This window comes from Nonomuraea sp. NPDC049714 (assembly GCF_044465295.1).
Classification (GTDB): Bacteria; Actinomycetota; Actinomycetes; order Streptosporangiales; family Streptosporangiaceae; genus Nonomuraea.
On sequence record NZ_JBITLM010000027.1, the window covers coordinates 1 to 26,560 of the forward strand.

At 68.2% G+C, this 26,560-nt stretch carries 29 protein-coding genes and 4 pseudogenes; 19 read left to right on the forward strand and 14 right to left on the reverse strand.

Features of this window, described 5'->3' with window-relative positions; all coding sequences use genetic code 11:
- Nucleotides 1-282 (forward strand): annotated as a pseudogene (locus ACIBQX_RS49795) (alkaline D-peptidase); the annotation flags it as partial.
- 116 nt (nucleotides 283-398) lie between these two features.
- Here the strand turns inward: ACIBQX_RS49795 and ACIBQX_RS49800 are convergent.
- The 4 genes from ACIBQX_RS49800 to ACIBQX_RS49815 all read right to left on the reverse strand — a co-directional run bounded on the left by ACIBQX_RS49800 (nucleotide 399) and on the right by ACIBQX_RS49815 (nucleotide 5,439).
- Nucleotides 399-2,171 carry an ABC transporter ATP-binding protein gene (locus ACIBQX_RS49800; RefSeq protein ID WP_397017713.1) on the reverse strand — a complete coding sequence of 591 codons (1,773 nt, stop codon included), beginning with the start codon at nucleotides 2,169-2,171 and terminating at the stop codon, nucleotides 399-401.
- A complete protein-coding gene (locus ACIBQX_RS49805; protein WP_397017715.1) occupies nucleotides 2,168-4,003 on the reverse strand; it encodes an ABC transporter ATP-binding protein in 1,836 nt (611 codons plus the stop codon). The genes ACIBQX_RS49800 and ACIBQX_RS49805 overlap by 4 nt, the downstream gene beginning before the upstream one ends.
- Nucleotides 4,004-4,088: 85 nt before the next feature.
- Entirely contained in the window at nucleotides 4,089-4,259 is a 171-nt protein-coding gene (locus ACIBQX_RS49810) for a hypothetical protein (protein ID WP_397017717.1), read from the reverse strand.
- Between the two features lie 280 nt (nucleotides 4,260-4,539).
- Entirely contained in the window at nucleotides 4,540-5,439 is a 900-nt protein-coding gene (locus tag ACIBQX_RS49815; protein WP_397017719.1) for a LysR family transcriptional regulator, read from the reverse strand.
- Between the two features lie 119 nt (nucleotides 5,440-5,558).
- Here ACIBQX_RS49815 and ACIBQX_RS49820 point away from each other — a divergent pair, with 119 nt between their 5' ends.
- The 4 genes from ACIBQX_RS49820 to ACIBQX_RS49835 all read left to right on the forward strand — a co-directional run bounded on the left by ACIBQX_RS49820 (nucleotide 5,559) and on the right by ACIBQX_RS49835 (nucleotide 10,298).
- Entirely contained in the window at nucleotides 5,559-6,707 is a 1,149-nt protein-coding gene (locus ACIBQX_RS49820; RefSeq protein ID WP_397017721.1) for an FAD-dependent monooxygenase, read from the forward strand.
- 146 nt (nucleotides 6,708-6,853) lie between these two features.
- Nucleotides 6,854-8,083: a serine hydrolase domain-containing protein gene (locus tag ACIBQX_RS49825; RefSeq protein WP_397017723.1), complete on the forward strand. Its 1,230-nt coding sequence runs from the start codon at nucleotides 6,854-6,856 to the stop codon at nucleotides 8,081-8,083.
- Between the two features lie 205 nt (nucleotides 8,084-8,288).
- Nucleotides 8,289-9,878, forward strand: a complete 1,590-nt coding sequence (locus tag ACIBQX_RS49830; protein WP_397017725.1) for an FAD-dependent monooxygenase — start codon at nucleotides 8,289-8,291, stop codon at nucleotides 9,876-9,878.
- Between the two features lie 18 nt (nucleotides 9,879-9,896).
- A complete protein-coding gene (locus ACIBQX_RS49835; protein ID WP_397017727.1) occupies nucleotides 9,897-10,298 on the forward strand; it encodes a VOC family protein in 402 nt (133 codons plus the stop codon).
- Between the two features lie 208 nt (nucleotides 10,299-10,506).
- On the opposite strand, the gene ACIBQX_RS49840 is transcribed toward ACIBQX_RS49835, so the two are convergent.
- Nucleotides 10,507-11,160, reverse strand: coding sequence for an NADPH-dependent F420 reductase (locus ACIBQX_RS49840; protein WP_397017728.1), 654 nt, complete (start codon nucleotides 11,158-11,160; stop codon nucleotides 10,507-10,509).
- A gap of 124 nt (nucleotides 11,161-11,284) precedes the next feature.
- The gene (locus tag ACIBQX_RS49845; protein ID WP_397017729.1) at nucleotides 11,285-12,034 is read right to left on the reverse strand and encodes an SDR family oxidoreductase; all 750 of its coding nucleotides are present in this window, start codon (nucleotides 12,032-12,034) and stop codon (nucleotides 11,285-11,287) included.
- Nucleotides 12,035-12,129: 95 nt separating this feature from the next.
- Here ACIBQX_RS49845 and ACIBQX_RS49850 point away from each other — a divergent pair, with 95 nt between their 5' ends.
- The 5 genes and pseudogenes from ACIBQX_RS49850 to ACIBQX_RS49870 all read left to right on the forward strand — a co-directional run bounded on the left by ACIBQX_RS49850 (nucleotide 12,130) and on the right by ACIBQX_RS49870 (nucleotide 14,641).
- Complete coding sequence (locus ACIBQX_RS49850) at nucleotides 12,130-12,738, forward strand: TetR/AcrR family transcriptional regulator (protein WP_397017730.1); 609 nt, start codon at nucleotides 12,130-12,132, stop codon at nucleotides 12,736-12,738.
- Nucleotides 12,739-12,917: 179 nt separating this feature from the next.
- Entirely contained in the window at nucleotides 12,918-13,466 is a 549-nt protein-coding gene (locus tag ACIBQX_RS49855) for a hypothetical protein (protein WP_397017731.1), read from the forward strand.
- On the forward strand, nucleotides 13,412-13,765 hold the full coding sequence (locus tag ACIBQX_RS49860; protein WP_397017732.1) for a DUF5958 family protein: 354 nt from the start codon (nucleotides 13,412-13,414) through the stop codon (nucleotides 13,763-13,765). The genes ACIBQX_RS49855 and ACIBQX_RS49860 overlap by 55 nt, the downstream gene beginning before the upstream one ends.
- A 39-nt stretch (nucleotides 13,766-13,804) precedes the next feature.
- Nucleotides 13,805-14,041 (forward strand): annotated as a pseudogene (locus tag ACIBQX_RS49865) (hypothetical protein); the annotation flags it as partial.
- Between the two features lie 159 nt (nucleotides 14,042-14,200).
- Complete coding sequence (locus ACIBQX_RS49870; protein ID WP_397017733.1) at nucleotides 14,201-14,641, forward strand: DUF4158 domain-containing protein; 441 nt, start codon at nucleotides 14,201-14,203, stop codon at nucleotides 14,639-14,641.
- 333 nt (nucleotides 14,642-14,974) lie between these two features.
- Here the strand turns inward: ACIBQX_RS49870 and ACIBQX_RS49875 are convergent, their stop codons facing one another.
- Nucleotides 14,975-15,649, reverse strand: coding sequence for a hypothetical protein (locus tag ACIBQX_RS49875; RefSeq protein ID WP_397017734.1), 675 nt, complete (start codon nucleotides 15,647-15,649; stop codon nucleotides 14,975-14,977).
- A 213-nt stretch (nucleotides 15,650-15,862) separates the two neighbouring features.
- Nucleotides 15,863-16,258: a hypothetical protein gene (locus ACIBQX_RS49880; protein WP_397017735.1), complete on the reverse strand. Its 396-nt coding sequence runs from the start codon at nucleotides 16,256-16,258 to the stop codon at nucleotides 15,863-15,865.
- Between the two features lie 41 nt (nucleotides 16,259-16,299).
- Here ACIBQX_RS49880 and ACIBQX_RS49885 point away from each other — a divergent pair.
- A pseudogene (locus ACIBQX_RS49885) lies at nucleotides 16,300-16,506 on the forward strand (hypothetical protein); the annotation flags it as partial.
- A 34-nt stretch (nucleotides 16,507-16,540) separates the two neighbouring features.
- On the opposite strand, the gene ACIBQX_RS49890 reads toward ACIBQX_RS49885, so the two are convergent.
- Nucleotides 16,541-17,119 (reverse strand): GNAT family N-acetyltransferase, encoded by a 579-nt coding sequence (locus ACIBQX_RS49890; RefSeq protein WP_397017736.1) that lies wholly within the window; start codon nucleotides 17,117-17,119, stop codon nucleotides 16,541-16,543.
- Nucleotides 17,116-17,769, reverse strand: a complete 654-nt coding sequence (locus ACIBQX_RS49895) for a class I SAM-dependent methyltransferase (RefSeq protein ID WP_397017737.1) — start codon at nucleotides 17,767-17,769, stop codon at nucleotides 17,116-17,118. The genes ACIBQX_RS49890 and ACIBQX_RS49895 overlap by 4 nt, the downstream gene beginning before the upstream one ends.
- A gap of 37 nt (nucleotides 17,770-17,806) precedes the next feature.
- Between ACIBQX_RS49895 and ACIBQX_RS49900 the strand changes: the two genes are divergently transcribed.
- Both ACIBQX_RS49900 and ACIBQX_RS49905 read left to right on the forward strand, forming a co-directional pair.
- Nucleotides 17,807-18,247: a MerR family transcriptional regulator gene (locus tag ACIBQX_RS49900; RefSeq protein ID WP_397017738.1), complete on the forward strand. Its 441-nt coding sequence runs from the start codon at nucleotides 17,807-17,809 to the stop codon at nucleotides 18,245-18,247.
- Nucleotides 18,248-18,880: 633 nt separating this feature from the next.
- A complete protein-coding gene (locus ACIBQX_RS49905; RefSeq protein WP_397017739.1) occupies nucleotides 18,881-19,735 on the forward strand; it encodes a recombinase family protein in 855 nt (284 codons plus the stop codon).
- Nucleotides 19,736-20,073: 338 nt separating this feature from the next.
- Here the strand turns inward: ACIBQX_RS49905 and ACIBQX_RS49910 are convergent, their stop codons facing one another.
- Nucleotides 20,074-20,826 (reverse strand): ABC transporter permease, encoded by a 753-nt coding sequence (locus ACIBQX_RS49910; protein WP_397017740.1) that lies wholly within the window; start codon nucleotides 20,824-20,826, stop codon nucleotides 20,074-20,076.
- Between the two features lie 53 nt (nucleotides 20,827-20,879).
- A pseudogene (locus ACIBQX_RS49915) lies at nucleotides 20,880-21,527 on the reverse strand (ABC transporter ATP-binding protein); the annotation flags it as partial.
- A gap of 87 nt (nucleotides 21,528-21,614) precedes the next feature.
- Here ACIBQX_RS49915 and ACIBQX_RS49920 point away from each other — a divergent pair.
- From ACIBQX_RS49920 to ACIBQX_RS49930, 3 genes are read left to right on the forward strand one after another with little or no spacing between them, the layout of a single operon-like run.
- A complete protein-coding gene (locus tag ACIBQX_RS49920) occupies nucleotides 21,615-22,718 on the forward strand; it encodes a sensor histidine kinase (protein ID WP_397017741.1) in 1,104 nt (367 codons plus the stop codon).
- A complete protein-coding gene (locus tag ACIBQX_RS49925) occupies nucleotides 22,715-23,344 on the forward strand; it encodes a response regulator (protein WP_397017742.1) in 630 nt (209 codons plus the stop codon). Before ACIBQX_RS49920 ends, ACIBQX_RS49925 begins: the two co-directional genes overlap by 4 nt.
- A gap of 27 nt (nucleotides 23,345-23,371) precedes the next feature.
- A complete protein-coding gene (locus tag ACIBQX_RS49930) occupies nucleotides 23,372-23,521 on the forward strand; it encodes a hypothetical protein (RefSeq protein ID WP_397017743.1) in 150 nt (49 codons plus the stop codon).
- A 300-nt stretch (nucleotides 23,522-23,821) separates the two neighbouring features.
- Here the strand turns inward: ACIBQX_RS49930 and ACIBQX_RS49935 are convergent, their stop codons facing one another.
- Nucleotides 23,822-24,691: a hypothetical protein gene (locus ACIBQX_RS49935; protein ID WP_397017744.1), complete on the reverse strand. Its 870-nt coding sequence runs from the start codon at nucleotides 24,689-24,691 to the stop codon at nucleotides 23,822-23,824.
- Nucleotides 24,692-24,879: 188 nt separating this feature from the next.
- Here ACIBQX_RS49935 and ACIBQX_RS49940 point away from each other — a divergent pair, with 188 nt between their 5' ends.
- Nucleotides 24,880-25,125, forward strand: a complete 246-nt coding sequence (locus ACIBQX_RS49940) for a Tn3 family transposase (protein ID WP_397017745.1) — start codon at nucleotides 24,880-24,882, stop codon at nucleotides 25,123-25,125.
- Nucleotides 25,126-25,256: 131 nt separating this feature from the next.
- Here the strand turns inward: ACIBQX_RS49940 and ACIBQX_RS49945 are convergent, their stop codons facing one another.
- Nucleotides 25,257-25,793, reverse strand: a complete 537-nt coding sequence (locus ACIBQX_RS49945; RefSeq protein WP_397017746.1) for a hypothetical protein — start codon at nucleotides 25,791-25,793, stop codon at nucleotides 25,257-25,259.
- A gap of 89 nt (nucleotides 25,794-25,882) precedes the next feature.
- Here ACIBQX_RS49945 and ACIBQX_RS49950 point away from each other — a divergent pair, with 89 nt between their 5' ends.
- Both ACIBQX_RS49950 and ACIBQX_RS49955 read left to right on the forward strand, forming a co-directional pair.
- Nucleotides 25,883-26,224, forward strand: a complete 342-nt coding sequence (locus ACIBQX_RS49950; RefSeq protein ID WP_397017747.1) for a Tn3 family transposase — start codon at nucleotides 25,883-25,885, stop codon at nucleotides 26,222-26,224.
- Complete coding sequence (locus ACIBQX_RS49955; RefSeq protein ID WP_397017748.1) at nucleotides 26,221-26,433, forward strand: hypothetical protein; 213 nt, start codon at nucleotides 26,221-26,223, stop codon at nucleotides 26,431-26,433. Before ACIBQX_RS49950 ends, ACIBQX_RS49955 begins: the two co-directional genes overlap by 4 nt.
- Nucleotides 26,434-26,560 lie beyond the last annotated feature (127 nt).

The window sequence follows — 26,560 nt, forward strand, 5'->3', positions numbered from 1 at the left end:
TGCGCCCCGCACCCGACGGGCATCCCCAACATGGACTACGGTCTGGGAGTGTTCGTGATGACCACCGACGACGGCCACACCGTCATCACCCACAACGGCGGCATCTCGGGCCACGCGGCGCTGATGTACAGCACCCCCGACGGCAGCAAGACCCTGACCGCCGCGCTGAACTATGTGGACGCCTCCGATCTGCCTCTGTCGGAGGCGTTCCAGAAGGCGACGCAGAGACTCGTCAACGAGGTGTTCCGCGGCGGGCAGACCGGATCGGCCCAGCCGAGCTGAGGCGCTTGACAGGCGCGACCGGATGGAGCAGTCCCATCGAGCTCTCACCCGAATGCAGGAGAGCGGCCCCGACCTTCCGAAGTCGGGGCCGCTCTGGACGCAGAGGCGGTTTTCGGTCAGACGAAGTACCGGGCCTGCAGGCGGAACAATTCGGCGTAAAGTCCGTCGGCGTCACTCAGCGTGTCGTGGGTGCCGACCTCGACGACCCTGCCACCGTCCAGAACGACGATGAGATCAGCCGCCCGGGCGGTGGTGAAGCGGTGCGTGACGAGGACTGTCACGCCGCCCTCCAAGCGGCTCAAGCCGGTGTACTGCTGGAACAGCCACTCCTCGGCCCGCGCGTCGAGGCTGGCGCTGGGCTCGTCCAGAACCCGCAGCAGCGGCGCCTGTCGCATCGCCGCCCTGGCGTTGGCGACCGTCTGCCACTGGCCCCCGGACAGCCCTTCGCCGTCCCACGATGTTCGCCCGAGCCTGGTCTCCAGGCCCTCGGGCAGCGAAGCGAGGAGCTTGTCGCCGCCCGCCGTCCGCAGCGCCTCGGTGATCCGCTCCGGATCGTCGCGACGCTCGAGCCGGCCCAGCCCGATCGAGTCCCCCAGGGACATCTCGATGTGCACCGGGTCCTGGAAGGCCGCCGTGATCCGGGCGCGCCAGGCCTCCGGGGCGAACCGCGCGAGATCGGTCCCGTCCACCAGAATGCGCCCTTCGCTCGGCCGGTAGAGACCGCTGAGCATCTTGACGAGCGTCGACTTCCCCGCGCCGTTCTCGCCGACCAGGGCCACCACGGCGCCGGCGGGGAGTTCGAGGTCGATGTCGTTCAGTGAAGGCTGATCACGGTTCCAGTACCGGAAGGTGAGACCCTCCACCTTGATGCCGCCGTTCAGCCGGGCCGGCACCGTCACCGGCGCGGCCGGCACGACGGCCGCGCGCTCCACCGCGCCGTCCTCCACCACGTCGAGGAACGCCCGGACTGCCCGAAGTGACTCCAGCGTCCAGAAGGTCATGCTTAACACGTTCTGCACCTGCCCGGTGATCTGGCTGGTGACGGCGACGGCCGCGACGACGAGGCCCAGCGAGGCGTCGCCGGTCAGGCCGGCCCGCACCATCAGGACGATGGCGGTCGCGTACGCCAGCACGAAGAACAGCCAGGCCAGCGCGACCGGTGCCCGGGCCCGTCGGTCAGTCCGGGCGATGTCACGGCCTCCCGAGTCCCACTCCTCGCGGTGCCTGCGCCGCAGCTCGCCCGCCAGTCCGAAGAGACGGGTCTCGCGACCGGGTGCGGCCGTGGTGGCGAGCGTGAACAGATGACCGGCCAGCCGGGTCCGGGGCATGGCGCGCTGCACGGCCTGACCGCGCTTCTTGTCGGCCGCCCGGGTGGCCAGCACCGTGGGTACGGCGAAGAGCGGCAGGACAGCGAGAACGGGAACGACCGAGGCCATCACGACGGCCGACGCGATCAGGGCCAGCGCGGCTCCGGCCAGCCACACCAGCCGGTCGAAGGCCGGCCCGATGTCGCCCCGCGCACCACGGACCAGCGCCACCTTGTCGGAGCGGCTCGAACGCTCGTGGATCTCCAGCGTCGGCGTCGTGCCCACCACGTCGATGAACCGGCGCTCGACCTCGTTCTGTATCTCCTCCTGCAGGCGAAGGCGGGTGAAATAGCCGGCGATGAAGGTGCCCTGGGTGAGCATCACGAAGATCGCCACACACACCGCGAGTACCACCACGCCGCTGGTCGAACGCCGGCTCGCCAGCTCGCTGAACAGTCCGAGCAGCACTGCGAGGCCGACCCCGGTGGCCTGTTCGAGAATCGCCACGGCCACCGCGAGCAGGGACCGGACCCGGTCGATGCGGGGTCCGGTCGTGAGGGCGAAGCGCAGGGCGCTGATCAAGACGGTGCCTCCTCGAAACGCTTCGCCTGCAGGCGGAACAGCTCGGCGTACCGGCCGTCGGCGCTGATCAGCTCCTCGTGCGTGCCATCCTCGATGATCCGGCCGTGATCGAGCACGACCACCCGCTCCGCCTTGCGCACGGTCGCGAACCGATGCGAGATCGCGACGGTGGTGGCACCGGCGGTGAGCTCGTGGAAGGTGTCGTAGAGCTGAGCCTCGGCGCGGGCGTCGAGGCTCGCGGCCGGCTCGTCCATGATCAGCAACCGGGCGCCGTGCCGCAGGCCGAACAGCGCCCGGGCGATGGCGATGCGCTGCCACTCGCCACCCGACGCGTCGACCCCGCCCGTGTACCCACTGGACATCACCGTGTCCCAGCCGTCCGGAAGTCCCTCGACGAACTGCAGCAGTCCGGCCTGGCGCGCCACGGCGCGCAGGCCCTCCTCGTCGTCCGCGTGGGCCAGAGAACCGAAGGCGATGTTGTCCCGCACGGTCAGTTCATAGCGGGCGAAGTCCTGGAAGACCGCGACCACCTGACGCTGCCAGTTCCGGCGGTTGTCATCCTCGATCGGGGTTCCGCCGACGCGTACGGTGCCCCCGCCAGGCGCGTCCAGACCGGCGACGAGCCGGGCCAGCGTCGTCTTGCCGGCGCCGTTGAGACCGACGATGGCGAGCGACTGACCCGCTGGAACGGTGAGGTCGACGTCGTGCAGCACCTCGTCGGAAGCGCCGCCGTAGCGGTAGCGCAACTCCTCGCAGGAGATGGTCCCGACCGGAGCCGGCCAGGGGTCCTCGTCCGGCGCGACCGGCATCGCCACGACCGGAAAAGCGAACGCCTCGGCGGCTGCCTTCGAGCCGAAGCCCATACGGAGATCATCGTCATCAGCCCGGAGCACCTGAAGGAGCGCCCGGACGGCCAGGCCGCCGATCGCCAGATCACCCACCGTCGAACCTCCGGTGGCGGCCCGGTATCCCAGGTAGTAGAAGACCGAGGCGACCGTGAGGCCGGTGACCACGACCACCACGACGACGAACAAGCGGTGCTCACGCCGCCTCTGCCAGACCTCCGTCATGTTCGGACGCCACTCCGACTGGTAGGCATCACGGAAGAAGGCGGCAAGGCCGAACAGCCGCACTTCCCGGGCCGCGCCCGGTGTGGTCGGCACGTCCCGCAAATAGGACGTACGGCGGAGCTTCTCCGTCTGATCCACGGTCTCGATGACGGCTATCCGGTAGTTCCGGACCAGCCGGGAGTGGATGACGGCGAAGACCGCGAAGACGATCAGCCCCAGTCCCCAGGTGACCTGGGTGAGCAATGCCGCGGAGCCGATGCTGGTCACCCACATCGACGCCTTGGTCGAGAAGCCGAAGACCGCTTCCCCGGGCGGCATGTCGATGGTTCCGTCGCCCCGGGCGCGCCCGAGCCGGCTGAGGTAGGCAGGATCCTCGAGATGGCCGATGGTGGCCGGCTCGGAGGCGGCCATCATCACGCGCTCGCCGAGCCGGCCGGTGACCCGGCGGCCGAGCGCCCGGCCCAGAGCCGTCCGCGCCGAATCGGCGAGGTGGGTGAGGAAGAACAGCACGACGATGACGGCGACCCAGCGGTAGCACTCCCGTGCCGCCGGGGTGCCCAGGCCTTGGCCGATCGCCGAGGTGAGCCCATCTACCAGTTCGCCGATCGCGACGGTGATGCCGACCGGCGCCGCACCGGCGACGACGGCCGTGACCGCGGTCAGAATGGTCGCGGCCGGCGCCACCGAGAAGGAGTATCCGATGAGGGCGGGCATCACCCACCGAGTCGCCGGGGGCGGCAGCCGACTCGTATCCGCGGTCATGCCTGCTCCTCGTCGTCGAGGTCACCGGCGAGCGTGGCCCGGACCTGGGCGCTTGACATCTTTCCTCCCTGGTCGAGCGGGGGCTTCACTCATGGCCGCTCTCGGGGAACTCCCGGCCCACGAGCGAGGACAGCGCTGTCGCGGGCACCTCGGGCTGCTCGAATGCCTCGTCCAGATCGGAGACGGTTACTCCCACACCGAACTCGATCCGGCCAGGCGAGGCGACGAGCTTCCGAATGGTGACACCGGCGTCCACCTCGCCGCAATGCAATTAAGACGTCGCGGAGGCGGCCCAGGGCGATGGCGCGCGCTCGGCCACCGCAGGCGTTGTTCGACCGGGCGCGTGTGCACATCGCTGCTGTCGCCGGCAAGGGCCTGGGCATCCTGCCTGACCTCCGCCGAGCCCTGCTCCACCCGCCACTCAGCCGCGCCTCCCCGCCGACGACCCTGCCTTGGCACCCGCCATCGAGGCCGCCTGAGATCCACTCACGGCACCTACCTCGTCGAGCTGTCTACACCGCTCCGCGGACGCCCCCTCAAAGGGCAGGGGCCGACGAGAGAGGGCCCAGGTCGCGGATGATCCCGGCCAGGGCCCGGATGGGCTCGCTCTCCGCCTCGCTCCGCCACACCAGCGCGTACGGCAGCGGCTCCAGATCGGTGACCGGCAGGTAGGCGATGTCCGGTCGTGCCCAGTAGCGGGTGACGTGGGCAGGGAAGAGCACGACGAGCCCGTCCATGCTGGCGAGGGTCATGGCCTCCTCCGCGTCTCTCACCACGGGGCCGCGCTCGATCTGACGGCCCCGCCGGGTGTGGCGCGGGGCGTAGGCGTCGTACCAGTAGCCGGGCCCGGAGTCGGCGTGCGGGTGCTGGAAGTCGGAGATCATCTCCAGCGAGACCGACGCGCGCGGCGCGAGCTGGTGGTGGGCGGCGACGGCCAGCACGCGCTGCTCGGCGAACACGACCGGCCCCACGGTGAGGTCAGGTTCGTCGATGGGGAGCCAGCTCACCAGGACGTCGATGTCTCCGCGGCGCAGCGCGGGAAAGGCTTGGCCCAGCTGTGCGCTGTGGATGCGCAGCTTCCACTGCGGGTGGCGGAGGCGGAAGACGTCCCAGTAGGGGCGCATGTCGTAGGCGTTGAGCGGCAGCATGCCGACGCGCAGCGTGCCGGTGATGCCCTGACCGGCGAGCTGGGCGCGTTCCATACTGTCCTTCAGCCCGGCGTAGAGCGGCCGGAGGTCGTCCCGGAGCTGCCGCCCCACCGGTGTCAGCCGGACCGTGCGGTTGTTGCGCTCGAACAGCGGAGCGCCGACCTGCCGTTCCTGCTTCTGGATCGCCTGGGTGACGCGAGCGGGCGACAGGCACAGCCGGGTGGCGGTCCGGCCGAAGTGCAGTTCCTCGGCCAGGGTCAGGAAGATCTCGATGTCCCGCAGTTCCACGCCTGACCTGCTCCGTTCACTCCCACTGAAGGTGATCTTTCGGGGTTCGTCGTTGTTCGGGATGTTCACCGTACTTGATCCTCGATGCGTACGATTCGCCTGGTCGAGGGAGCACGTGGATGGACGTCCTTGTTTGCGGTGCCGGCGTCGCCGGGGCCGCCCTGGCGTACTGGCTGCGCCACCACGGGTTCACGGCGACCGTGGTGGAACGCGCGCCGCGGGTGCGTACGGGCGGGTACGCGGCGGGCCTGCGCGGCGAGGCGCTGGACGTGCTGGACCGGATGGCCCTGCTGGAGCAGGCTGAAGCGCTGGACCTGCGTCTGGGTGATGCGGCGATGGCGGACGAGTACGCCGCGATGCCCATGGCGATCTGCGCGGGCGACCTGGAGATCCTCAGGGACGACCTGGCCGGCCTGCTGTACCAGGCCACCCGCCGCGAGGTCGAGTACGTCTTCGGCGACTCGATCGCCACCCTGGAGCAGACCGCCGACGACGTGCGGGTCACCTTCGACCGCGGTCGGCCACGCCGCTTCGACCTGGTGGCCGGCGCCGACGGGCTGCACTCGCGCACCCGCTCGCTGGCCTTCGGGCCGCACGAGCGCTTCGTCCGGCACCTGGGCCTCTACACGGCGCTCTTCGGCTTACGCGGCCACCTCGGCGCCGAGGACGGCAGCCGGGTGCACCGCGTGCCGGGAAAGGCGGCCGCGGTGCTCAGCACCCGTGACGGCGCCCGAGCGCGTGCCGCCCTGCACTTCGCCTCCGGGGCGCTGATCTACGATCGCGATGACGCCGGGGAGCACAAGCGCATCGTGGCCGAGCGGTTCGCCGGCGAAGGCCGGTTGGTCCGGCGCCTGCTGGAGGAGATGTGGGAAGCGGATGACCTCTTCTTCGAGGCGAACGCCCAGGTTGAGATGGACCGCTGGTTCTCGGGCCGGGTGGTGCTGCTCGGGGACGCCGGTTACGGTGCGGCGTCGGCCTCGGGTCGCGGCGCCTCCCAGGCGTTGATCGGGGCCTACATCCTGGCCGGCGAACTGGCCGCCGGCGGCGGCCACGCGCAGGCGTTCGCCGCCTACGAGCGGGAGATGCGCGGCTTCGTCGCCGAGCACCAGCACATGGGGCGCGAAGGCGCCGACCGGTTCTTCCTGGGCACGCCTCCGCAGGAAGGGCTCGACCGCACGACGGCGGCCCGCCCGCACCTCGTACGGCTCAAAAACTACGCTCCCGGCTTCGCCGCGGAGCGGCCTGCACCCGGCCGGACCGCCCGCTGACCTGGCGCTGCCGTGTCAACGGCGGCGTCAGGGCGGCGTCAGGGCGGCGACGGCCCGATGTCAGGCCCCTCCGCGAGAGTTAACGCACGAACGCCGGATCGGAACGGAACCGGCGGACCAATCATGACGACAAGGAGACAAGGATTATGGCAATCGGCAGGAACAGCTTCTCCGAGCAGGGTCTGCGCAGGCTGCGTGAGGTGCTGGCACGGCATGTCGACTCGGGGAAGATCCCCGGGCTGGTGGCCCTGGTCAGCCGCGGCGGCCGGACGCACGTCGAAACGCTGGGCACGATGCGGCACGACGGCGGCGCGCCGATGCAGCGTGACACGATCTTCCGGATGGCCTCCACCTCCAAGCCGGTATCGATCGCCGCGGCGATGGTGCTGCTGGACGAGTGTCGGCTGCGGCTGGACGACGTGGTCGACCCGTGGCTGCCCGAGCTGGCCGACCGGCGGGTGCTCAGGCGCATCGACGGCCCGCTGGACGACACCGTGCCGGCCCGCCGCCCGATCACCGTGCGGGACGTGCTGACCTCCACCTTCGGCCTCGGCATGGACATGACCGCCCTGGGCACCCCGATCCTGAACGCCGTCTTCGAGCGGGGGCTGACCCCGAACCTGCCGACCGAGGTGCCCGAGCAGGATGAGTGGATGCGCCGCCTGGGCGAGCTGCCGCTGATGCGCCAGCCCGGCGAGCACTGGCAGTACCAGATCAGCAGCGACCTGGCCGGCGTGCTCGTCTCCCGGGTGACCGGCCAGACCTTCGAGGACTTCCTGCGCGAGCGCATCTTCGAGCCGCTCGGCATGAAGGACACCGGCTTCCACGTGCCCTCCGACCAGATCGACCGGCTGCCCACCCTGTACGCCCCCGACCCCGCCACGGGTGAGTTCCTCGCCTGGGACGAGCCCGAGGGCGGCCGGTGGAGCAAGCCGCCGGCGTTCCAGGGCGGCGGCGGCGGACTGGTCTCCACCGCCGACGACTACCACGCCTACTTCCAGATGCTGCTCAACGGCGGCACCCACAACGGCCGGCGCATCCTGTCCCGGCCGGCCGTGGAGCTGATGACCACCAACCGGCTCACCCCCGAGCAGAACGCCGCCCGCACCGCCCTGGCCACGAACGCCGTGCACATCTCCTTCGGCCAGGGCCAGCAGGGCGGCTGGGGCCTGGGCATGGCGGTGCGCACCTACCGCGGCGACTACGCGCCGATCGGCCAGTTCGGCTGGGACGGCGGCAGCGGCACCTCCGCCTACGCCGATCCGACCAACCAGCTCACCGGCATCCTGCTCTGCCAGCTCGGCTACACGGTGCCCAATCCGGCTCACCTGATGAACGACTTCTGGACCACCGTCTACCAGGCCATCGAAGACTGATGCAAGGAGTGAGTGTCATGCGTGTCCGGTTCATCACGGGCGCGTCCAGGGGGCTGGGCAGAGCGTTCGCGGAGGCGGAGCTGAGCAGAGGAGATCGTGTCGTGGCCGCGGCCCGCGACGTGGCGCCGCCTGGCTCTCGGCTGACAGCTCCGTCCCGGTTCGCGCGCGTCACGACGCGACGAACGACACGATCGAAAGGTCATCGATGATGAAGCATCACGACGCCACCCAGCCCGCGGAAGAAGACCTGCGAGAAGAACGGCCGGCGGGGAACGCCGACGTGATCATCGTGGGGGCCGGCCCGACCGGTCTCATGCTGGCCGCCGAACTGCGCCTGGCCGGAGTGCGGCCGCTGGTGCTGGAACGTCAGCCGCGGCCCCGCGACACCCCCAAGGCCGGCGGCCTGGGCGGCCAGATCCTGGAACTGCTGCGCTACCGAGGCTTGCTGCAACGTCTCCAAGCCGCCTGCACCGGCCCGATGCCCGCTCCCCGGTTCCCTTTCGGCGGGGTGCATCTGGACTTCACCCACTTGCCGGATCCCCCGATGCACGCCCTGCCGCTGCCGCAGCAACTTCTGGAGCGGCTGCTCGGCGAACGCACCGGCGAACTCGGCGTCGACCTCCGCCGCGGACACGAAGTGACCGCGGTGAACCAGGACGACGCCGCGGTCAGCGTTGACGTGCGCGGTCCGAACGGCTCCTACCAGGTGAGCGCCCGCTACCTCGTGGGGTGCGACGGCGCGCGCAGCCGCATCCGCGACTGGGCCGGCATCCCGTTCCCCGGCACCACCTATCCCGAGGTCAACCGGCTGGCCCAGGTCACCCTGCCCGACACCGTCACCGTTCTCGGCAACGGCGATCTCGACGTCCCCGGCTTCGGCACCATCCGCGCCGGATTCACCCGCACCGACCAGGGCCTGCTCGGCGTCGGCTCCTCACCCGGCGCCCGGTCCGTCTCCCTCTACACCATCGAGGACGAGACCACCGAATACGACGACGACGTCCCGATGACCCTCACCGAACTGCAGGACAGCATCCACCGCGTGCTCGGCGCCCACCTCCCCCTGGTCGGATCGACCCGTCTGTCGCGCTTCACCTTCAAAGCTCGCCAGGCCGAACGCTACCGCGAGGGGCGGATCCTGCTGGCCGGTGACGCGGCGCACCTGTTCCCCGCCACCGGAGTGGCGCTCAACGCCGGCATGCTGGACGCGGTCAACCTGGCCTGGAAGCTGGCCGCCGACCTCCACGGCACGGCCCCGGCCGGCCTGCTGGACACCTACCACGCCGAACGCCACCTGGCCGGCGCCCGCACCCTGCTGCACACCAGAGCGCAGGTGGCCCTGCGGCGCGGGCACGACGCGGCCGCTGAAGCACTGCGGGAGGTCTTCACCGAACTGCTCACCGACGAACAACCGCTGCGCCGCATGGGAGCCCTCGTCGGCGGCAGCGACATCCGCTACCCGATGCCCGGCGCCGGCCGGCATCCGCTGGCCGGCGCCTTCGCCCCCGACCTCACCCTGCACACCGGCCAGGGCATCACCAGCGTCGCCGAGCTCATGCACACCGCCCGGCCCGTCCTGCTCGACCTGGCCGACCGCCCAGAGCTCCGCCAGACCGCCCGGGACTGGCGGCATCTCCTCGACGTCCACACCGCCAAGACCGACGATCGACCGGCCGACGCGCTGCTGATCCGCCCGGACGGGCACATCGCCTGGGCCGCCGGCCTCGACGAATCCGCGGACAGCGCCACGCCCCCGCTGCGTCAGGCACTCTGCGCATGGTTCGGAACGCCGTGAAACGTATGGGAGAGAGACATGACCAGTAGATTCACCGAGTTGACCATCGACTGCCACGATCCGGAGAGACTCGCGGCCTTCTGGTGCGAGGTCCTGGACTTCGAAGTGATCGACCGGAACGAAGGCAAGGTCGAGATCGGCTCCTGGGAGCCGACCGTCGAGGAGGTCCGGGCCCGCCAGATGCCGCCCACCCTGCTGTTCGTCCAGGTGCCCGAGGGCAGGACCGTGAAGAACCGGCTCCACCTCGACGTCAGTCCGATCGACGCCGGCACCGATGACGAGGTGACCAGACTGCTCGGCCTCGGCGCCACCAAGAGAGATGTGGGCCAGGGCCCACACCGGAGCTGGGTGGTGATGGCCGACCCCGAGGGCAACGAGTTCTGCGTCCTGCGCACCCTGGCGGTGACGCACCACAGTTAGCGTCGCCGTTCCTGCCACACCTTCGTCGTGCCCAGATGCGCGGCCTCGTGATCATGTCTCTTCGACCTCGCCGCCCACCCCGACCCGGTCACCATCGAGGTTTACGGCCACAGATCCGCTTCGCCTCCCTGCCAGGACACGACCGGGGACCTTCTGAGCAACAGCGCAACGCGGAGAGGAACCTATGCCGGCCGTTCCAGGGACAGACTCACCTCAGGATGATCCGTCGTGCCCTGGCGAGGTTGGCGATCAGTTCCGAACGGGTTTGGTGCTCGTGCGCGACCCACGCGGGTTGACCGGGGCCGCTGCGCCACGACTCGCTGAGCGGGCTGTTGTCGACGGTGTCGAACCCGAACTGGTCGTACAGTCGCGTCACGAGTTCCACGGCTTCGGGAAAGTCGCTCGAGGCCGACAGCGCCAGTCGGCCGGGGGCGCCCGCCGCTTGGCCCGCGGTGGTGATGCGGGGAGCTTGGATGTGGGTGAAGGCCTTGACGACCTTGGAGCGCGGAAGCTGTTCTTGGCGTAACTCGTGAACGGTCTTCTCGCCCGAGTCGATGACCGGGATATGCCCATCGCGCCAGACCATGTAGTTGTTCGTGTCAAGCACGATCTTGCCTGCCAGCTCCTCCGCAGGCATGTCGTTGACCACCTTGAGGGGGACCGCCACGACTGCGAACTCACCGGCAGCGGCAGCGCCGGCGGCGGTTGCGGCACGCGCTGACGGTCCGAGCTCGTCAATGAGGTCCTTCAAGGTCTCAGGTCCTCGTGAATTGGCGATAACGACGTCGTAGCCGCTCGCGATCGCCGCCCGCGCGACCTGGCCACCGACCTCACCTGCGCCGATGATGCCGATTACTGTCATGGGTCCTTCACCTCAACCTGTTGGGTCGTCGGCCGGCGTGGTCACGTCGCGTGTTGCCGGGGATCGGGGCTGCCGGGCTCGCCCGCCTGCGAGGGCCCGGCTCCCGGATGTGCGGCCATGGGGCTCAGATCTGGTTCAGGCCGCCGTCGACGTACAGGCTCGAACCGGTGATGAAGCTGCTCTGCTCCGAGGCGAGGAAGGTCACGGCAGCGGCGATCTCCTCCGGGCGCCCGAGCCGGCCCAGCGGCACCTGCGCGGCCAGGTGCTGCCTGAGGCCGGCGGCCTGCTCCGAGTCGGGAGCGAGCCCCGACAGACCAGGGGTGTCGGTCGGGCCGGGCGTGATGGTGTTCACCCGGATGCCGCGTCCCTTGAGCTCGTTGGCCCAGGTCCGGGAGAACGATCGGGTGGCGGCCTTGGTCGCCGCGTACACGCCGAACGCCTCATCGCCGACATCCACGTTGGTGGAACCGTTCAAGATCACTGAAGCGCCGTCGTTGAGCAGGGGCAGCGCCTTCTGAACGGTGAACAGCGTGCCCCGGACATTGATCCCGAAGAGGGTGTCGAAGTGCTCCTCGGAGACCTGCTCAAGTGTCACGAACTCGGCGACGGAGGCGTTCGCGAACAGTACGTCCAGACCCCGTCCCCGGCTGCGGATCGTCTCGTAGAGCCGGTCCAGGTCGGCCAGGTTCGAGATGTCGCCGATCACCGCGGTAGCCGCCGAACCCATCACTTCGACCGCCGCGTCGAGCTCGGTCTTGCGCCGACCGGTGATGAAAACGTGTGCGCCCTCGGCTGCCAGTCGTACGGCACTGGCCAGGCCGATTCCGGTGCCGCCGCCGGTGACGAGAGCGGTCTTACCCTCTAGTAGTCCCATACGGACAACCTCCTCAGACTTCCGCATCGATCGATGCTGAAATAAAACAGTAGCACTTCTGCAGCGATCGATGCCGAAGGGGTAGACTGCGGAATGTGGAGACCAAACAGAGCGGCCCCATCGGCCGGCCGCGAGGATTCGACGCCGACGAAGCCCTTGAGCGCGCCATGCTGGTCTTCTGGGAGCACGGCTACGAAGGGGCCAGCCTGACCAGGCTGACCGACGCGATGGGCATCTCCACCACCAGCATGTACGCAGCCTTCGGCAACAAGGAGGAGCTGTTCCGTAAGGCCCTGGAGCGCTACACCGAAGGCCCGAGCGCATACCTTGCCGAGGCGCTGGAGGAGCCGACCGCCCTCGGCGTCGCCACCGCGATCCTGTCGGGCACCGTCCGGACCACCACCCGCCCGGCTCACCCCCATGGGTGCATGGGTGTCCAGGGCGCCCTGGCCTCTGGCGACTCCGCGTACGGGGTCCGTGACCTTCTCGTCGCCTGGCGTAACAACGGCTGCTCCCGCGTCCGAGAGCGGTTCCAGGTAGCCATCGACGACGGCGAGCTGCCTCCGGAGACCGATCCGGGCCTGCTGGCCCGATACGTCACCACCCTGGCATTCGGCATTGCCGTGCAAGCCGCGAGCGGTGTCGGCCGCGACGAGCTCCAGGAGATGGCCGACGCCGCCCTGCGCACCTGGCCCCTCCCCTGAAAACCGCCCGGCGTTCGTCCTCGCGAGCAACTGCTCGCGCCGTGACGGCCGGTTCTCAGAACCCGTGGACCATGTCGAGCACCGCTCCTGCCCCCGCGGCGCCCCTCCTGGCCGGGCGCGGGCGGGATCCGGTTCGGACAGATCGGACCTGGACCAGCAACCCCGAGGAATGCACCCTCATGACAACCAGTGCTCAGCAGCTGATCGAAACGGCACGTCTCGCACCGCTGGCCGGCCCGTTCGACTGGGAACAGGTCGAGCACCGGCTCGGGGCGCCCGTGCCGCAGGACTACCGCGAGCTTCTCGACGCAGGGGGTGGCGGACTCTGGCTGGACTACTTGAGGCTCTACGTTCCGGCGCCCGGCCCCGGTCTCAAGCACGTCGATCTCGAGCGGTCGGGGCTGGAGTTCGCACAGCTCCAGGACCTGTTCGAGGACGAGGTCGTGGGACCGCCCGCCGATCTCGACCCTGATTCCAGGCTGCTGCCCTGGGCCTCGACCGGCACGGGGGTCACGCTCTACTGGCAGGTCTCATCCGAGGCGGCGGCCGATTCGTACCCGATCCGGATCTCGGACCGGCACGGCGACGTGTGGGAGAGGTACGACCTGCTCACCACCGACTTTCTCCTGGGAATCGTCCAGGGCGAGGTGCACAGTGAGCTGCTCAACGAGTCGTGGATGGAACGCGACGTGCTCTTCAAGCCCTACGCCGACGAGTCAGCTCCCTGAACCCCGCCGAACAAGGCCAAGTCCTCCGTGAGCTCTCCAACTGCTGCATCCAAGCCCACCCCAGCCAGGAAGAGACCGCCGAGAGCATCCGCCGCGCCGGGCTTCGCCCAACCCATACGCCTGCAATGCTCATCATCCGCCCAGGCCTCCCCAGACAGCTCAACAAGATCATCCATCTGCCGCAGGCCGAGCGGATCAGATCCTTCCGGCTCCTGATCGCACTGCTCGGCATCGCTGACATGCGCAGACGACTGCAAGATTGCATCAACGGATGCAACCATCCCTGGCACCACCTCTAGGCCGGCCCGCCCTACGAACCCCCAGCGCGCCAGCTACGCGCCCAGGGATATCCGGTGCGGGACGAGGACGTGGCACGCATCAGCCCGCGCATGCGAAAGCACATCAACGTCCACGGGAAGTACTCCTTCACGGCCGTGGACTCCGCCGGCCCTGCCAAGGGCGCCACCGCCACCCGGCAGCGACGCGACCCCGATGGGGGTCCCGGTAGCAATGAAGAAATTTCCAACGAAGTAGCACCTGGCCTGCGGCAACGGACGCGTTTGACGGGTTGGTGATCACTGCCGCTACGTTCGTTCCCGTTTCGTCCGGTACGGCAGGTAGAGGTGGTGCGTTGTCCGAGAGGATGTTCTCCGAGGAGCAGTTGGAGCAGCTGCGTTCGTTCCCGGAGATCAGCGCAGATGAGTTGATCCGGTATTTCACGCCGACGGCGGCTGATGTGGGCCTTCGTCGATCCGGGGAAAGGGTGGGGGCCGGTCGATCGGCTGGGCATGTTGGTCCAGCTGTGCACCCTGCCCTGGCTCGGGTTCGTGCCCGACGATGTGACTGCGGCGCCGCCAGCGGCCGTGGCCCGGGTCGCGGAGCGGCTGGGCATGGCGTCGGCGGCGCTGCGGCTGTACGGCAAGCGCGATCAGACCCGGTCGGATCATCTGGGCCTGATCGCCAAGTATCTGGAGTGGCAGACAGCCCCGGCGGGCGGCCAGGCGATGAAGGAGCTGGAGCAGTTCCTGCTGGACCGGGCGATGGAGCACGACTCGCCGACGCTGCTGTTCAACCTGGCGCGCGAGTATTTGATGGCGGCCAAGGTGATCCGGCCCGGCGTGCTCATCTTGGCCAAGATGGTCGGCACGGCCCGCAAGGCGGCGATCGTTATCTAGGGTTGTAGAACCCTTTTAGCAGCTCAGAGGACGATGATCTCTTCTTTCACGTATGGCAAGTAGCCCAGCATGGTGAGGTCCGGCGCGAGCGCTGGTTCCTCGGACGGTTGGCCCTGCAAGAGCTGTCGGAGCAGGCGTGCCAGCCCAGATGGGAGGACGAGCTCCCGAGCGAGTTCGAGGTCGGCGATGGTCCACCAGCGGTGCTCGAGCAGTCATGTTCGGCGTTGCGCTCAAGACGCGGGCTTAAGGTGTTGGGGGCTCGAAGATCGGCTGAGTCTCGACTGCGGCGGTGCGTTGAGCGACCGTTGCCGCCAGGCTGCGGTTAGATGCTGCTCAAGAGAGAGAATCTGCGTAGAACACCGCGAGCCAATCGATCATCTCGTTAACCGCAGTAGCAACCTCGGCTGACCAGGTGACCAGATAAAAGACCACGAATGCGACTATGGCGTAGGTAATGACCCTTTTCGCCTGCATGAGTTGGGGATCTCGGGGCGCTGAGGTTGCCCTCTTGAGCCGGCAGTTGAGGATGTGCTGGTCGAATCCGAACTCGGGCTCGGCATCGGTGAGAATGGCCAGTTCCACTTCGGTGCCGCGGCGAACGAGTTCGGGTCCGAGAGTGATCTGACCAGAGGAGAAGGTGAGGGAGCGTCCGAGGGGCGACTTGTCAGGTGAGGCGTCCACGACCTGGACGATGGGAGCTGAGGAGGAGATCTCGATGGGTCGGCCCTGGTCGAAGTCGCTCGACGGAATGTCGTTCCAGCCGGTCTGCGTGATAGTGAGGATGGTGATTACGGGGTGGGTGACTTCGACGTCGTTGACGCTGATTTTCAGGCCCGTCACGGAGTGGCCGCTGTCGGCCAGTAGCGGCGACGAGCGTCCCAGGCTGAAGGTCAGCTGACGCTTGGGACGGGTCTGTCGGCGAATGGCCCAGTGTCCGCTGACGAAAAGGCCTAACGCCGTGGCTAACAGCGACAGTGCCGCCAGGATGTTCGGTAAGGGATCGTTCATGTCCAGCTCCCAGGAAGCATGCCGAAGGGTGCGTCGATCAGTGTCACCGGGCCGTGCTAAGAGATCATCCTTGGGGCGCTGCTGTGATGCAATGACACATGTGCTCAGGAGTGATGGTGGAGACGAACTTGACGCTGTGCGTCGAGCTCTGGCACTGGGAGGAGGCGGGCGCCAAGCTGCCTGTAGGCCGAGCGCGACGGCTGAGCTGCCCGGTCAGCCTCTCGCCGGCTCGGTGAGCCGGGCCTCCAGATCGGCGATCATCTGGGTGAGCAGGCTGGTGTTCTCGCGCCGGACCACCTGCGGGCCGACCTTGTCGAGGCCGGCGACCTTGGTGATGCACTCGTCGGAGGCTTGGGCCATCGTTTCGAACTCCTTGCGCGCGATCGAGTGCGGGTTGGCGGCCTCGAAGGTGGTGGCGCGGTGCATGTCCTTGACCGAGGTCATCGCCGCGCGGGCGGCGGACATGGCGTCGCGGGCGCTGAACTCGTCGCCGTGCCCCTCGCGCATGTAGCGGGTGGTCCAGACCCGGCGGCGGGCAGAATCGCGCCGGGCGGGGTCGGCCGACGGCTGGAACCTTTCCAGGCGGTCGCCCCGGTTGGCCGCGATCACGCGGACGACCATGACGGCCCGCCGCTGGGACGACCGAATATTATTCCAGAGCGGTGCTGGAGCTGCGTTCCCAGGGCCGGGAGGTGAGCGACGAGATCCTGTCGCACATCTCGCCCGGCCACAGCGACAACATCAACTTCTTCGGCGTCATCAACGTGGATGTGGAGGCGGAGCTGGCCAAGCTCGACACCAGCGGCTGGCGGCCCTTGCGGCCCGCGCAGCTGCGCGAGCTAGGACTGATGCCCTGAGCCAGCCCTACTGATCGGACCGACCGCCAGGGCGTCACGAGATGGTGTCCGCTGCCGCCTGGGCATCATCCGGATGTCGCCAGGTGTGAAGGGGGTGGAGGCTCCCTTCTCGGGTGATGGGTTCGCTGTCGGTGAGTTCGAACCCGGCGCTGCGGGCGACGGCGGTGCTGGCCTGGTTGTGGTGGGCGATGCGCAAGATGACCTGCTTCATCGCCAGGACGTCGTAGGCGTAGGTGGTGATCAGTTGTACCGCGCGCGTGGCCAGGCGTTGGCGGCGGTGTCGGGGACCGACGGCGTAGGCGAGTTCAGCGCCGCGGCCGTGATCGCCTGTCCGGGCGAGCAGGATCTCGCCTTTGGGCTCGTACCCGTCGGTGGTGATGGCGAGCTGGAGGCGGTGGCCTTCGATGCGGTTGTGATGCGCCTTGTCCAGGTAGGCGTGTGCGGCGGCCAGGTCGAAGGGGGAGCGCAGCGGGGTCCAGTGGTCGACCTGGGGGTCGTCGAACAGCTCGACCATCACAGGCAGGTCGTCGGCGGTCCACTCCCGCAGCACGAGTCCGAGCCCGTCGAGTCGGATGTCGGCGGGCAAGCCGGTTGGTGTGTTGTCTGCGGTCATGACGACATCCCGGTCGGATTGTCGGCGATCACGCAGGCGACGGGCGGGTCGAGCTCAAGAGTCTCGACCCGGAGATGGGTGAAGCCGGCCCGGGTGAGCACGTCCTGGAGTTCTTGGGCGGCTTGGGCCGTGGTGTCCCGGGTGGCGCCGGGGCAGCGCGGCTGGCTCACGAGCGCGATGCGTCCTGCGGGGCGGAGCAGGCGGCGCAGCTCGCGAAGCCGTTCCACCGGGTCGGGCCAGAACCCTGCGGAGTTGACGGCGAGGATGACATCGAGGGGATCGCCGAAGCTCGGCAACTGCTCCACGGAGGCGCACGTGAGGTGCACACGGCCGGCGCGGACGGCGGCGGCGCTGCGACGGGCGGCCTGCCGGACCATGGCCTGAGAGTGGTCGATGCCGAAGACGTGTCCCCGGGTGGCGCGGGCGGCGAACTCGGCGATCGCGACGCCGGGACCGAAGCCGACCTCGAGCACCCGGTCGGTGGGCTGCACGTCCAGCAACGACACCGCCCAGACGTTGCGCTGCCGGTTGGAGGGCCGATGAGCGAACATCCAGCCGACCGCCCACCCGACGATGCCCTGGGGATGGTGCGCCTGGCGCACCAAATATCTGATCGCGCGTTGCTTGAGAGATGTACCCGTTGACTGCATGATCGAAGTCAACGGCTTCAAGTATGCTTGAAGTCAAATGGAGGAGCAGCTGACGATCGGTGAGCTGGCGAGCCGTACCGGTCTCGCCACCTCCGCTCTGCGCTACTGGGAGGAGCTCGGCCTGGTCCCGGCACCGGACCGGGTCTCAGGCCAACGCCGGTATCCGCCATCGGCGGTCGGGCTGGTCGGCGTGGTCGTGGCGCTGCGAGATGTCGGTTTCACGTTGCGGGAGATCAAAACGTTGCTCGCGTCTCGTTCGCCGGCCAGCGACGGCTGGCGGGAGCTGTACCAGCGCAAGCTCGCCGAGCTGGATCAACGGATCGCGCAGGCCCAAGTGGCACGTACGGCCATCGCCCATGGCCTGGTCTGCCCGCACGAGGACATCTTCGAGTGCTCCAAATTCGCCAGTGGGGTCGCGGCGCTCCTGGCGGGATCTTCTCTCGAAGAGGCCCACGAAGAGGCTCATACGCACTCGTAGACGGGGTGACGCGGCCTGATCCGCCGGGACGGGCCCCATCTGATCCCGGATCGGACTTCAGCGCCGCACCAGCGCCAGCACGCTCAGCCGAACATCAGGATGCCCAAGTCGAAGTGCGGCGTGAGGACGACACCTTCTTCGTTCCGCCCCAGCCGTATGTGGCTGCTGACTACACGATCGAGCCAGATGCCTGCGCTTGGACTCGATCGCCTCACGGTCGGCGTCATCAAGGAAGAAGTACTTTCCAGATGACACGCGTAGGTGGCCCCTGAAACGAGACGAACCCCGCAGCCTGTTCATCGGACAAGAACTCGACCGGCACCGCGAACCTCCCGTAGGTCTATGACAAGACCCTCGAAGGCTTCTGGTAGCGATCACGAGCGGTCAAACCAGGGGTCACCAAGACAAACGCTTAGCGCACGATCCGGTTCCAATGTTCAGACCCCGAGAGTGAGTGCCCTGCGGCTGTTTCATAAGCGCTCGCTTGTGAAACAGCCGCCCGCCTCGGAAGCATGCTGGACGTTCGCCGTTTCATAGGTCGGTGCGAAACACTGTGCGAATGAAACGCACCCATGAAACAATCTCGGGGTACGCGATGACGACTTCCTCCGCGTGGAGGCCCATGACTGCCCGATGTCCTCCTGCGCGGCCCCGGCCGGCTCCCCGTGCCGCACCGGCAAGGGCAAGGTCGCCACCCAGTACCACACCGCCCGCTTCCGGTTCGCCCCCTCCCTGGCCAAGGCGCTCAACGTGCCGACCCCGGCGCTGCGCAGACCGGGCTCGACCTGGACGGAACTGCCCCGCCCTGCCGCCGCCGCGACCCAGACGTCCGGGCACGCCAAGATCGGCTACGCCCGCGCCTCGACACTGCGGCAGTCGCTGGACACCCAGCTCGACTCCCTCAAGGCCGCCGAAGTGAGCCGGATCTTCTCCGAGAAAATCTCCACCCGCGCAACAAGACGACCCGAACTCGAGCGGGCCGTGGTCCTGGCCCGCGAGATGCGCGCCTCCGGCATCGCCGTCACCCTGGTCGTCCACGAGCACAAGCGGCTCGGCCGCGGCCTGGCCCTGGCCGAACTCGCCGAACAACTGCGCGCCCACGACGTCGGCCTGCAGTTCCTCACCGGCGAACTTCAAGGCGTCCACGACCCCTCCGGCGTGGTGTTCACCGTGCTGGCCGCCTTGTCGGGGATGGAACGCGAATACATCCGCGACCGTACGCTAGAAGGCCACGAATCCGCCCGCAAGAACGGCAAGGCCATCGGCGGCGCCACCGTCACCGATCCCGCCATGTTGTCCATGGCCCTCCACCTGCGCGAGCAGGACCTCAGTCTCCGCGAGATCGCCGCCCGCCTCGTCATCGCCCAGGGCAGGAAGAAAGGCCGGCGCCCCTCACCCGCCACCGTCTTGCGCATGCTCGCGACCACGACGAACAGAACACGGCGAAGATCCAGATGTGAGCGCTGGGCACGTGGCCCACCACCGTAATCCAACCGAGACCTTATCCGCAGGGCACACCGTTGCCGCAGGTCAGGCGGTACCTCGTTGGAAATTTCGTCATTACTACCGGGACCCCTGATGCTCGCGACGAGGAGGAGGACTTCGACGAGGACGGCTCCTGAAGTACGAGCGATGATCATGGCTGCCGGCGGGATGTGCTGGTCCGCTCCACGCCACCCCGCCGGTAGGTCAGGCCGGTTCGGCACACCGCCACTGACCGCCTCAGTCCGGCGCGAGCGCCGGCGCCGGGACGAGAAGCATGCCGATGGATGAACCTTCTCTGGCTCTGGCCCGGCAAGTGTGGCGGCTCAGGCAGGACCTGGGCGTCAGGATCCGTGGCGGGATCGCTCGTTGGCGATCATCGCGATCGACAGCGGGATCACCGCCCACGCGGCGAGCGCAGTGAACGCCGTCCAGGTCGGCATGATGCCTGGGACCTGCTCGATCAGTTGGAGCGCCGGGTACGCCGGCAGAAACGGGCTGATCTGCTCGCCCCAGGGCAGGTTCATGGCGAGGAACGGCAGCACGAGAACGATCGCCACCAGCGCCGCCGTCGCCACAGCGCCGTTGCGCAGGATCGTACCGAGTGCCAGTCCGAGCAGCGTGGTGACCACGATCATCAGCGTGCCGCCGGCGATCACCGTCCAGGCTCCGGCAGGCAGCAGCGAGGGGCGGAACTCCGCGGCGACGAACCGCCCGAAGAGATAGCCAGGCACGGAGATGAGCAGCGAACCGCCGACCGCGGCTCCGCTCAGGACTACCGCCTTGGCCATCAACACCCTGGCCCTGGACGGTGTTGCGACGAACGTCGTGTCGATCATGCCGGACGCGTGCTCGCCGCTGATGCTCATCGTGCCCAGCATGCCGAGCGGAAGCTGAGCCAGGACCACTCCCACGTACACGGCCACGACGATTCCCATGGCGGCCTGATCGCTCGTACGGGCGGGATCCCAGCGCGAGATGACGGTGGCGGCGCCCAGCACGGTGAGCACGAGCGACACCAGCACCCCGATGCCCAGCGCCCACCAGGTCGAACGCATACTCCGCAGCTTGATCCACTCGGCGGCGACCGCGCTCACGGGGCGCTCCCTTCGATGACGTTCATGAACGCGTCCTCCAGCGACATGCCCGGGCCTACCAGCTCGGTGATCGCGGCGTCGGCGCGCAACCGGCCCTGGGCGACGACGATCAGGTGGTCGGCCGTGACCGCCATCTCGCTCATCAGGTGGCTCGACACGAGCACGGTGCGGCCCTCGGCGGCGAGGGACTTGAGCAGGCCGCGCATCCAGCGGATGCCTTCGGGGTCGAGTCCGTTGGTGGGCTCGTCGAGCACGAGCACCTCCGGATCGCCGAGCAGAGCCGCGGCGAGCCCCAGCCGCTGCTTCATGCCCAGCGAGAATCCGCCGACGCGCTTGCCTCCCGCGTGGCCGAGCCCCACGAACTCCAAGAGCCCGCCGATGCGGGTGCGGGAGATGCCGTTGGAGCGGGCCAGCCACCACAGGTGCTGCTCCGCCCGCCGCCCGCCCTGCACCGCGGTCGCGTCCAGCAGCGCGCCGACCTGGGTGAGGGGCCTTTTCAGCTCCCGGTAGGGCAGGCCGTTCACCGTGGCCCGTCCGGCGGTGGGCTGGTCGAGGCCGAGGAGCAGCCGCATGGTCGTGGTCTTGCCGGCGCCGTTCGGACCGAGGAAGCCGGTGATCCTGCCGGGCGAGACCGTGAAGGAGAGGTCGTCCACGGCAAGTGTCCGTTGGAAGCGTTTGGTCAGTCCGGTGACTTCGATCATGTCTCTCACGATCTGCCGTGACCGACCCGTCGCGCATCGGTCTTGGGACCGATACGGCCGGCCCGGCGACCGGGCTAGGTTCATACCGTGCGCGAACAGATCCGACTTCCCCTGCTGAGCCGGGTGCCGGCCTGGACCTGGGTGACGATCGACGCCGGGATCGCCCTGGTCTTCGCAGCCTCTTTCATCGGGCTCGCCGCATCGAGGAACGTGTCGGAGCCCGACGTGCTGGACTATGCGGCGGCCCTCGCGACGAGCCTGCCGGTGGCGGTCAGGCGGTTGTGGCCGCTCCCGGTGTTCGTGATCGTCCTGCTGGGCGGCCTGGGGATGCGCGAATTCCTCATCCCGCACGCCGACCTGCTCTGCCTGCCTCTTGCGCTGTACACGCTGGCCACGCGCAGCAAGGCCGTGCTCCCGCTGCTCGTGGCCGGCGTGGTCGCCATGCAGGGCGTGGTGGAAGTCCCGGTCTCGGCCGTGGTGCGTGACCGGCTCGGGCTGGTACTGGCGATCTTGACTGCCTCATGGGCCGCCGGTACGGCCGTACGCCAGCGCCGGCTCTACACCGAGCAACTCGCCGCGCAGGCGGAAGAGCGGGCACGTGCGGAGGCGATGGCGGAACGGCTGCGCATCGCCAGGGAGTTGCACGACCTCATCGGCCACAGTCTCAGCACGATCGCCGTGCAGGCGGGCGTGGCAGGCCATGTGGGCAGGGCGGAGGAGATGAGCCGCACGCTGGCCTCGATCGAGGAGACCAGCAGGTCGGCCCTGCGGGAAACCAGGCAGTTGCTCGGTGTGCTACGTGAGGACGGCGAGGCCGAACTCGCGCCCGCCCCCGGACTGGCCGATCTCGACGCGCTCGTCGACAGGACCAGGGCGGCGGGCCTGGAGGTGGACATGAAGATCAACGGCGATGTGGGCGGGGAGATGGAGCCGACGGTCTACCGGATCGTGCAAGAGGCGCTGACCAACGTGCTCAAACACGCTGGAGCCCGCCATGTCCTGGTGCGGATCGAACGGCAAGCGGACGGGCTGACGGTGCAGGTCACCGATGACGGCACGCGAGGCCGGGCACAGCCGTACGGACACGGCCTGACAGGGCTGCGCGAGCGCGTGCACCTCTTCGGCGGCGAGTTCGAGGCAGGCGCTCGCCCCGTACGCGGCTTCCGTGTGATGGCGAGGCTACCGCTGTGATCAGGGTGCTGGTGGCCGACGATCAGACGCTCATCAGGGCGAGCTTCCGCAGGTTGATCGACTCCACGCGGGGGTTCCAGACGGTCGGCGAGGCCGCGACGGGCGCGCAGGCGGTGACAGCGAGCGCTCGCGATCACCCCGACCTGGTGCTCATGGACGTGCGTATGCCGGAGATGGATGGCATCGAGGCCACGCGTCGCATCTGCGCCGACCATCCGAGGACGCGCGTGCTCATGGTGACCACGTTCGACCTGGACGAGTACGTCTACGGAGCGCTCCAGGCGGGCGCCGCGGGCTTCCTGCTCAAAGACACGCCACCCGCCGAACTGATCAGGAGCATGAACGTCATCGCGTCGGGCGAGTCGCTGCTGGCGCCGACCGCCACGCGGCGGTTGATCCAGCGGTTCGTGAACCCGCCATCGCGGGCAGGTGGCCTCGACATCACCGACCGCGAGCGTGAGGTCCTCGTCCTGGTCGCCCGGGGCATGTCCAACGCAGAGATCGCCCAAAGCCTGTACGTCAGCCTCAGCACGGTGAAAACGCACGTCAGCAACCTGCTGACCAAGCTCGATGCCCGGACCCGCGTCCACCTGGTCATCGCCGCATATGAGGCGCACCTTGTCTGACTGAGTGTCTTTTGAAGCACTTCCGCGGTGCGCGACGACGACCACGTCCGCGTGGAGGCCCACGCCTGCCCCCTCGCCAAGATCTCCACCCGCGCCGCCACCCGTCCCGAACTCGACAAGGCCGTCTCCTTGGTCGAGCAGCTGCGCGCCGCCGGCATCGGCCGTCGAAGGTGTTGAAGGGTGCGGACGACGAGCGCTCCCCAATGCTGTCGGTCGCCGAGTTCTGCCTCTCCGTGACGGGTCACGCACATGGTCCCCCGCCTGTGGAGGACCATGTGTTCGAAGAGAGGCTCTCGGGGTTCCCGTAGCACTGGGGAGCGGACGTACGAGATCGCGGCCGGAACTCGCGGGGATCGGCAAGCGTGACCAGCACACTGTTGCGGTGTCGGACTCAGGCCGGAACCGCGGGCCGCGACGTCATCGGGTGATCTTCCGGCCGGTCGAAGGCGCCGCCCTCACCCGGCAGATCACCGGTTGCTAGCTCTTGCTCCAGATCGACGCGATCACGCCGTCCTCGGCGCTCAGGATCTGCGGCCGATACCCCAGCGCCTTCAACTGGGCGGACTTGACCGTGTAGGTGACCTTGGACAGGCTCAGGTACTCCTTCAGGCCGGTCGCGCTGCCCTTGCTCCACACGGTGGTGTACAGCTTGCCGGGCTCGACGGCCATGAGGACCGGACGCAGACCCTGCTTGGTCTTCGCCAGCAGCTCCTGGCCGCGCTCCTGCACGGTCTGGCCGAGGGTCACCTGAACGGCTCCGGTGGCGCCGCCGGCCACCCAGACGGCCGCGTACAGGGGCCTCTCCACCGTGCCGTACACGTCCAGGGACGCGATGCTGTAGCCGGCGGCGGTGAACTCGGCGTTGACCTTCGCGAAGGTCTCCTTGGACATGCTCAGCTGGGACTTGGCCAGCTGCGTGGTCTTCTCGAAGACCGCCCCGAAGACCGCGCCCGCGCCCGAGCCGGTGCCGCTGATCAGCTTGGGCTGGTAGCCGGCCGCCAGCTGCTCCTTGATGCGCTTGGGCAGGTCCGTGGCCGACAGGCCCTGCAGTACGTTGACCTTGCGGGTGGCGTCCTTGGTCCACAGGGACGTGTATTGCGGGCTGGCCACGTTGGTCACGTTCAGCGCCGTGGGGACATAGCCCTTGCTCAGCAGGTCTTTGCCACGCTGCAGCAGCTTGGTCCCGCTGAGCGCGTCGAGCGAGAGCCACTCCAGCGGCAGGTTCTGGACGGTCTGGGTGGGCTTGGCGGACTGCTCGGCCATCGCCGGGGATGCGAGGGCCAGCAGGGGTGCGGTGGCGGTCGCCACCGCCGCGGTAAGGGCGGCAACCCTCTTCGCGTTCCTCATGTTCCTCCTCAGGTAAAGGTCATCCCAATTAGGGACAAGTTGGGACCATAACAGAGGATGAGTAGATAGCGACCCATTGTTACCGCGATCGTGACAAGGCCGTGTCAAAGCCCCCGACATCCGAGGCTTACTCATGTCTGTGCTGCAAGCGTGCTCACGCTGGGGTGGGCCGCGAAACCGTGCAGGGCGTGCCCTTGGCTCTCCGCCTCGGCGGCGAGTTCCGCGGCGACAACCACGCCGCCGTCAAGCACCTGCGCGAGCAGGGCTTCCCGGTCACCGATGAGATGTGCGCGCGGCTGTCGCCACTCCAGCACGAGCACATCAACTTTCTGGGCCGCTACGCCTTCGCCCGCGCCGACGTGGCGGGGCTTGCGCCCCTTTCACGACAGCGCTCCCGAGTTGGGACCGCGAGACCGAACGGCACACCGCCATAGCGAGGCGTCTGCGATGCTTGCTCGATGACCTCGGCCCAGACACTGACGGCTGGCTTGTCTTCAACCTCAGCAGAACGGCTCCATCCAGCAGGTCTTGCCAAGATCACGCCACGCTGGACGGGTGCGCCCGGTCACGGGCCTGCGTTTCCCTCGAAGGAGCCCAGGTTGATCAGGCTCACGCGGTGGTCCCAGGCGTCCCACCTCACATACTTGTGCGCGCCCCAGTAATAATTGTCGAAGCCCATGAGGTCGCCGTAAGCCTCGTCTTCGCGCACCCGGTCGGGTCTGCTGAACGCGGTCAGGAATTCCTCGTACGAGGTCAAATGGTCAAAGTAGGACAGATGAGGGCCGTAGATCGTGAAACCGACGACTGCCCCGGTTCGAACCTTGTAGGTGAGTTTGTCGGCGCAGTACAAGAATCCCTCTGACCGAGAAGCATGGTCGACGACCTCGTCGAGAGTCAGCCGCCGCCCGTCAGCGTCGTAATACTCCCTGTCGACGCCGGCTCCGCTGTGGTATCGGGTGACTACGGAGGACTGAGCGTCGATGATGCTCCGGCGTGGAATCCTGGCTGTCGATGCCCCCAGGGTTATCCCACCCATCTCGACCGTCGTGAGGTCAAGGTGAGGCCGGGACAACATGTCCAGGTTGTCGAGGATCTCGAGCATCGTCAAAGTCTAGGCTTGCCATCAATGCCAGGCGTGATGTCGACATTGCGCCTGCCTAAGGGGGGCCGGACGGGGCGAGTCGCGTTTGTGTGTGGGGCGAAATTTGTCACGGAACGCCTCGGAGATCCAGCCGACACCATCCACGAAGACACTGGACAGACCTGCTGCGCACCGCGATCTCGATCAGAGAGAACCGGCTCTACCGGGCCCTTCGCGAGCTCGGCCGTGCGGTCAGGACGATCACGCTGTTGCGGCATCTGTCGGATTCAGACCTTCGCGAGCAGATCACCCAGGTCACCAACCGTAACGAGTCCTTCCATAACTTCGCCGATTGGCTGAGGTTCGGCGGCAAGCTCATCGGCCACAACGACCCCGACTATCAAGAGAAGATCATCGAGTTCAACGAGCTGCTCTGCTGGCCAACTGCGTGATTTACTCCACCGCCCAGGACATCACGGACTCCGCCAACGTCATCGCCGCCGACGGCCACCCCGTGGACCTCGACGACCTGGCCATCATCTCGCCCTACATCACCCACATCATCCGCCGGTTCGGCAACTGGATCCTCAACCTCACGCCACCGGCGACCGCCCCGACCACGAGCCTCGATCTTGAGTCTCGCGTTTTGTTCGCCCCGTAAAGGCGCTGCCCTACGGACGGGCGACGCGATGGATAAGGGGGGCGGAATCGGTCGACTCCGCCCCCTCGCCGGATCCGATCTGCATGCCATGCCCGACCTGATGGAACGGGCCGTCGATCCAATCCGA

Excerpts from the sequence above, each read along its gene's own strand:
- ACIBQX_RS49875 (WP_397017734.1), bottom strand. The coding sequence starts at position 15,649 with ATGAACGATCCCTTACCGAACATCCTGGCGGCACTGTCGCTGTTAGCC.
- ACIBQX_RS49840 (WP_397017728.1), bottom strand. The coding sequence starts at position 11,160 with ATGACAGTAATCGGCATCATCGGCGCAGGTGAGGTCGGTGGCCAGGTC.
- ACIBQX_RS49945 (WP_397017746.1), bottom strand. The coding sequence starts at position 25,793 with ATGCTCGAGATCCTCGACAACCTGGACATGTTGTCCCGGCCTCACCTT.
- ACIBQX_RS49895 (WP_397017737.1), bottom strand. The coding sequence starts at position 17,769 with ATGCAGTCAACGGGTACATCTCTCAAGCAACGCGCGATCAGATATTTG.
- ACIBQX_RS49900 (WP_397017738.1), top strand. The coding sequence starts at position 17,807 with ATGGAGGAGCAGCTGACGATCGGTGAGCTGGCGAGCCGTACCGGTCTC.
- ACIBQX_RS49845 (WP_397017729.1), bottom strand. The coding sequence starts at position 12,034 with ATGGGACTACTAGAGGGTAAGACCGCTCTCGTCACCGGCGGCGGCACC.
- ACIBQX_RS49905 (WP_397017739.1), top strand. The coding sequence starts at position 18,881 with ATGTCCTCCTGCGCGGCCCCGGCCGGCTCCCCGTGCCGCACCGGCAAG.
- ACIBQX_RS49870 (WP_397017733.1), top strand. The coding sequence starts at position 14,201 with ATGTGGGCCTTCGTCGATCCGGGGAAAGGGTGGGGGCCGGTCGATCGG.
- ACIBQX_RS49805 (WP_397017715.1), bottom strand. The coding sequence starts at position 4,003 with ATGACCGCGGATACGAGTCGGCTGCCGCCCCCGGCGACTCGGTGGGTG.
- ACIBQX_RS49825 (WP_397017723.1), top strand. The coding sequence starts at position 6,854 with ATGGCAATCGGCAGGAACAGCTTCTCCGAGCAGGGTCTGCGCAGGCTG.
- ACIBQX_RS49855 (WP_397017731.1), top strand. The coding sequence starts at position 12,918 with ATGACAACCAGTGCTCAGCAGCTGATCGAAACGGCACGTCTCGCACCG.
- ACIBQX_RS49835 (WP_397017727.1), top strand. The coding sequence starts at position 9,897 with ATGACCAGTAGATTCACCGAGTTGACCATCGACTGCCACGATCCGGAG.
- ACIBQX_RS49830 (WP_397017725.1), top strand. The coding sequence starts at position 8,289 with ATGATGAAGCATCACGACGCCACCCAGCCCGCGGAAGAAGACCTGCGA.
- ACIBQX_RS49890 (WP_397017736.1), bottom strand. The coding sequence starts at position 17,119 with ATGACCGCAGACAACACACCAACCGGCTTGCCCGCCGACATCCGACTC.
- ACIBQX_RS49935 (WP_397017744.1), bottom strand. The coding sequence starts at position 24,691 with ATGAGGAACGCGAAGAGGGTTGCCGCCCTTACCGCGGCGGTGGCGACC.
- ACIBQX_RS49820 (WP_397017721.1), top strand. The coding sequence starts at position 5,559 with ATGGACGTCCTTGTTTGCGGTGCCGGCGTCGCCGGGGCCGCCCTGGCG.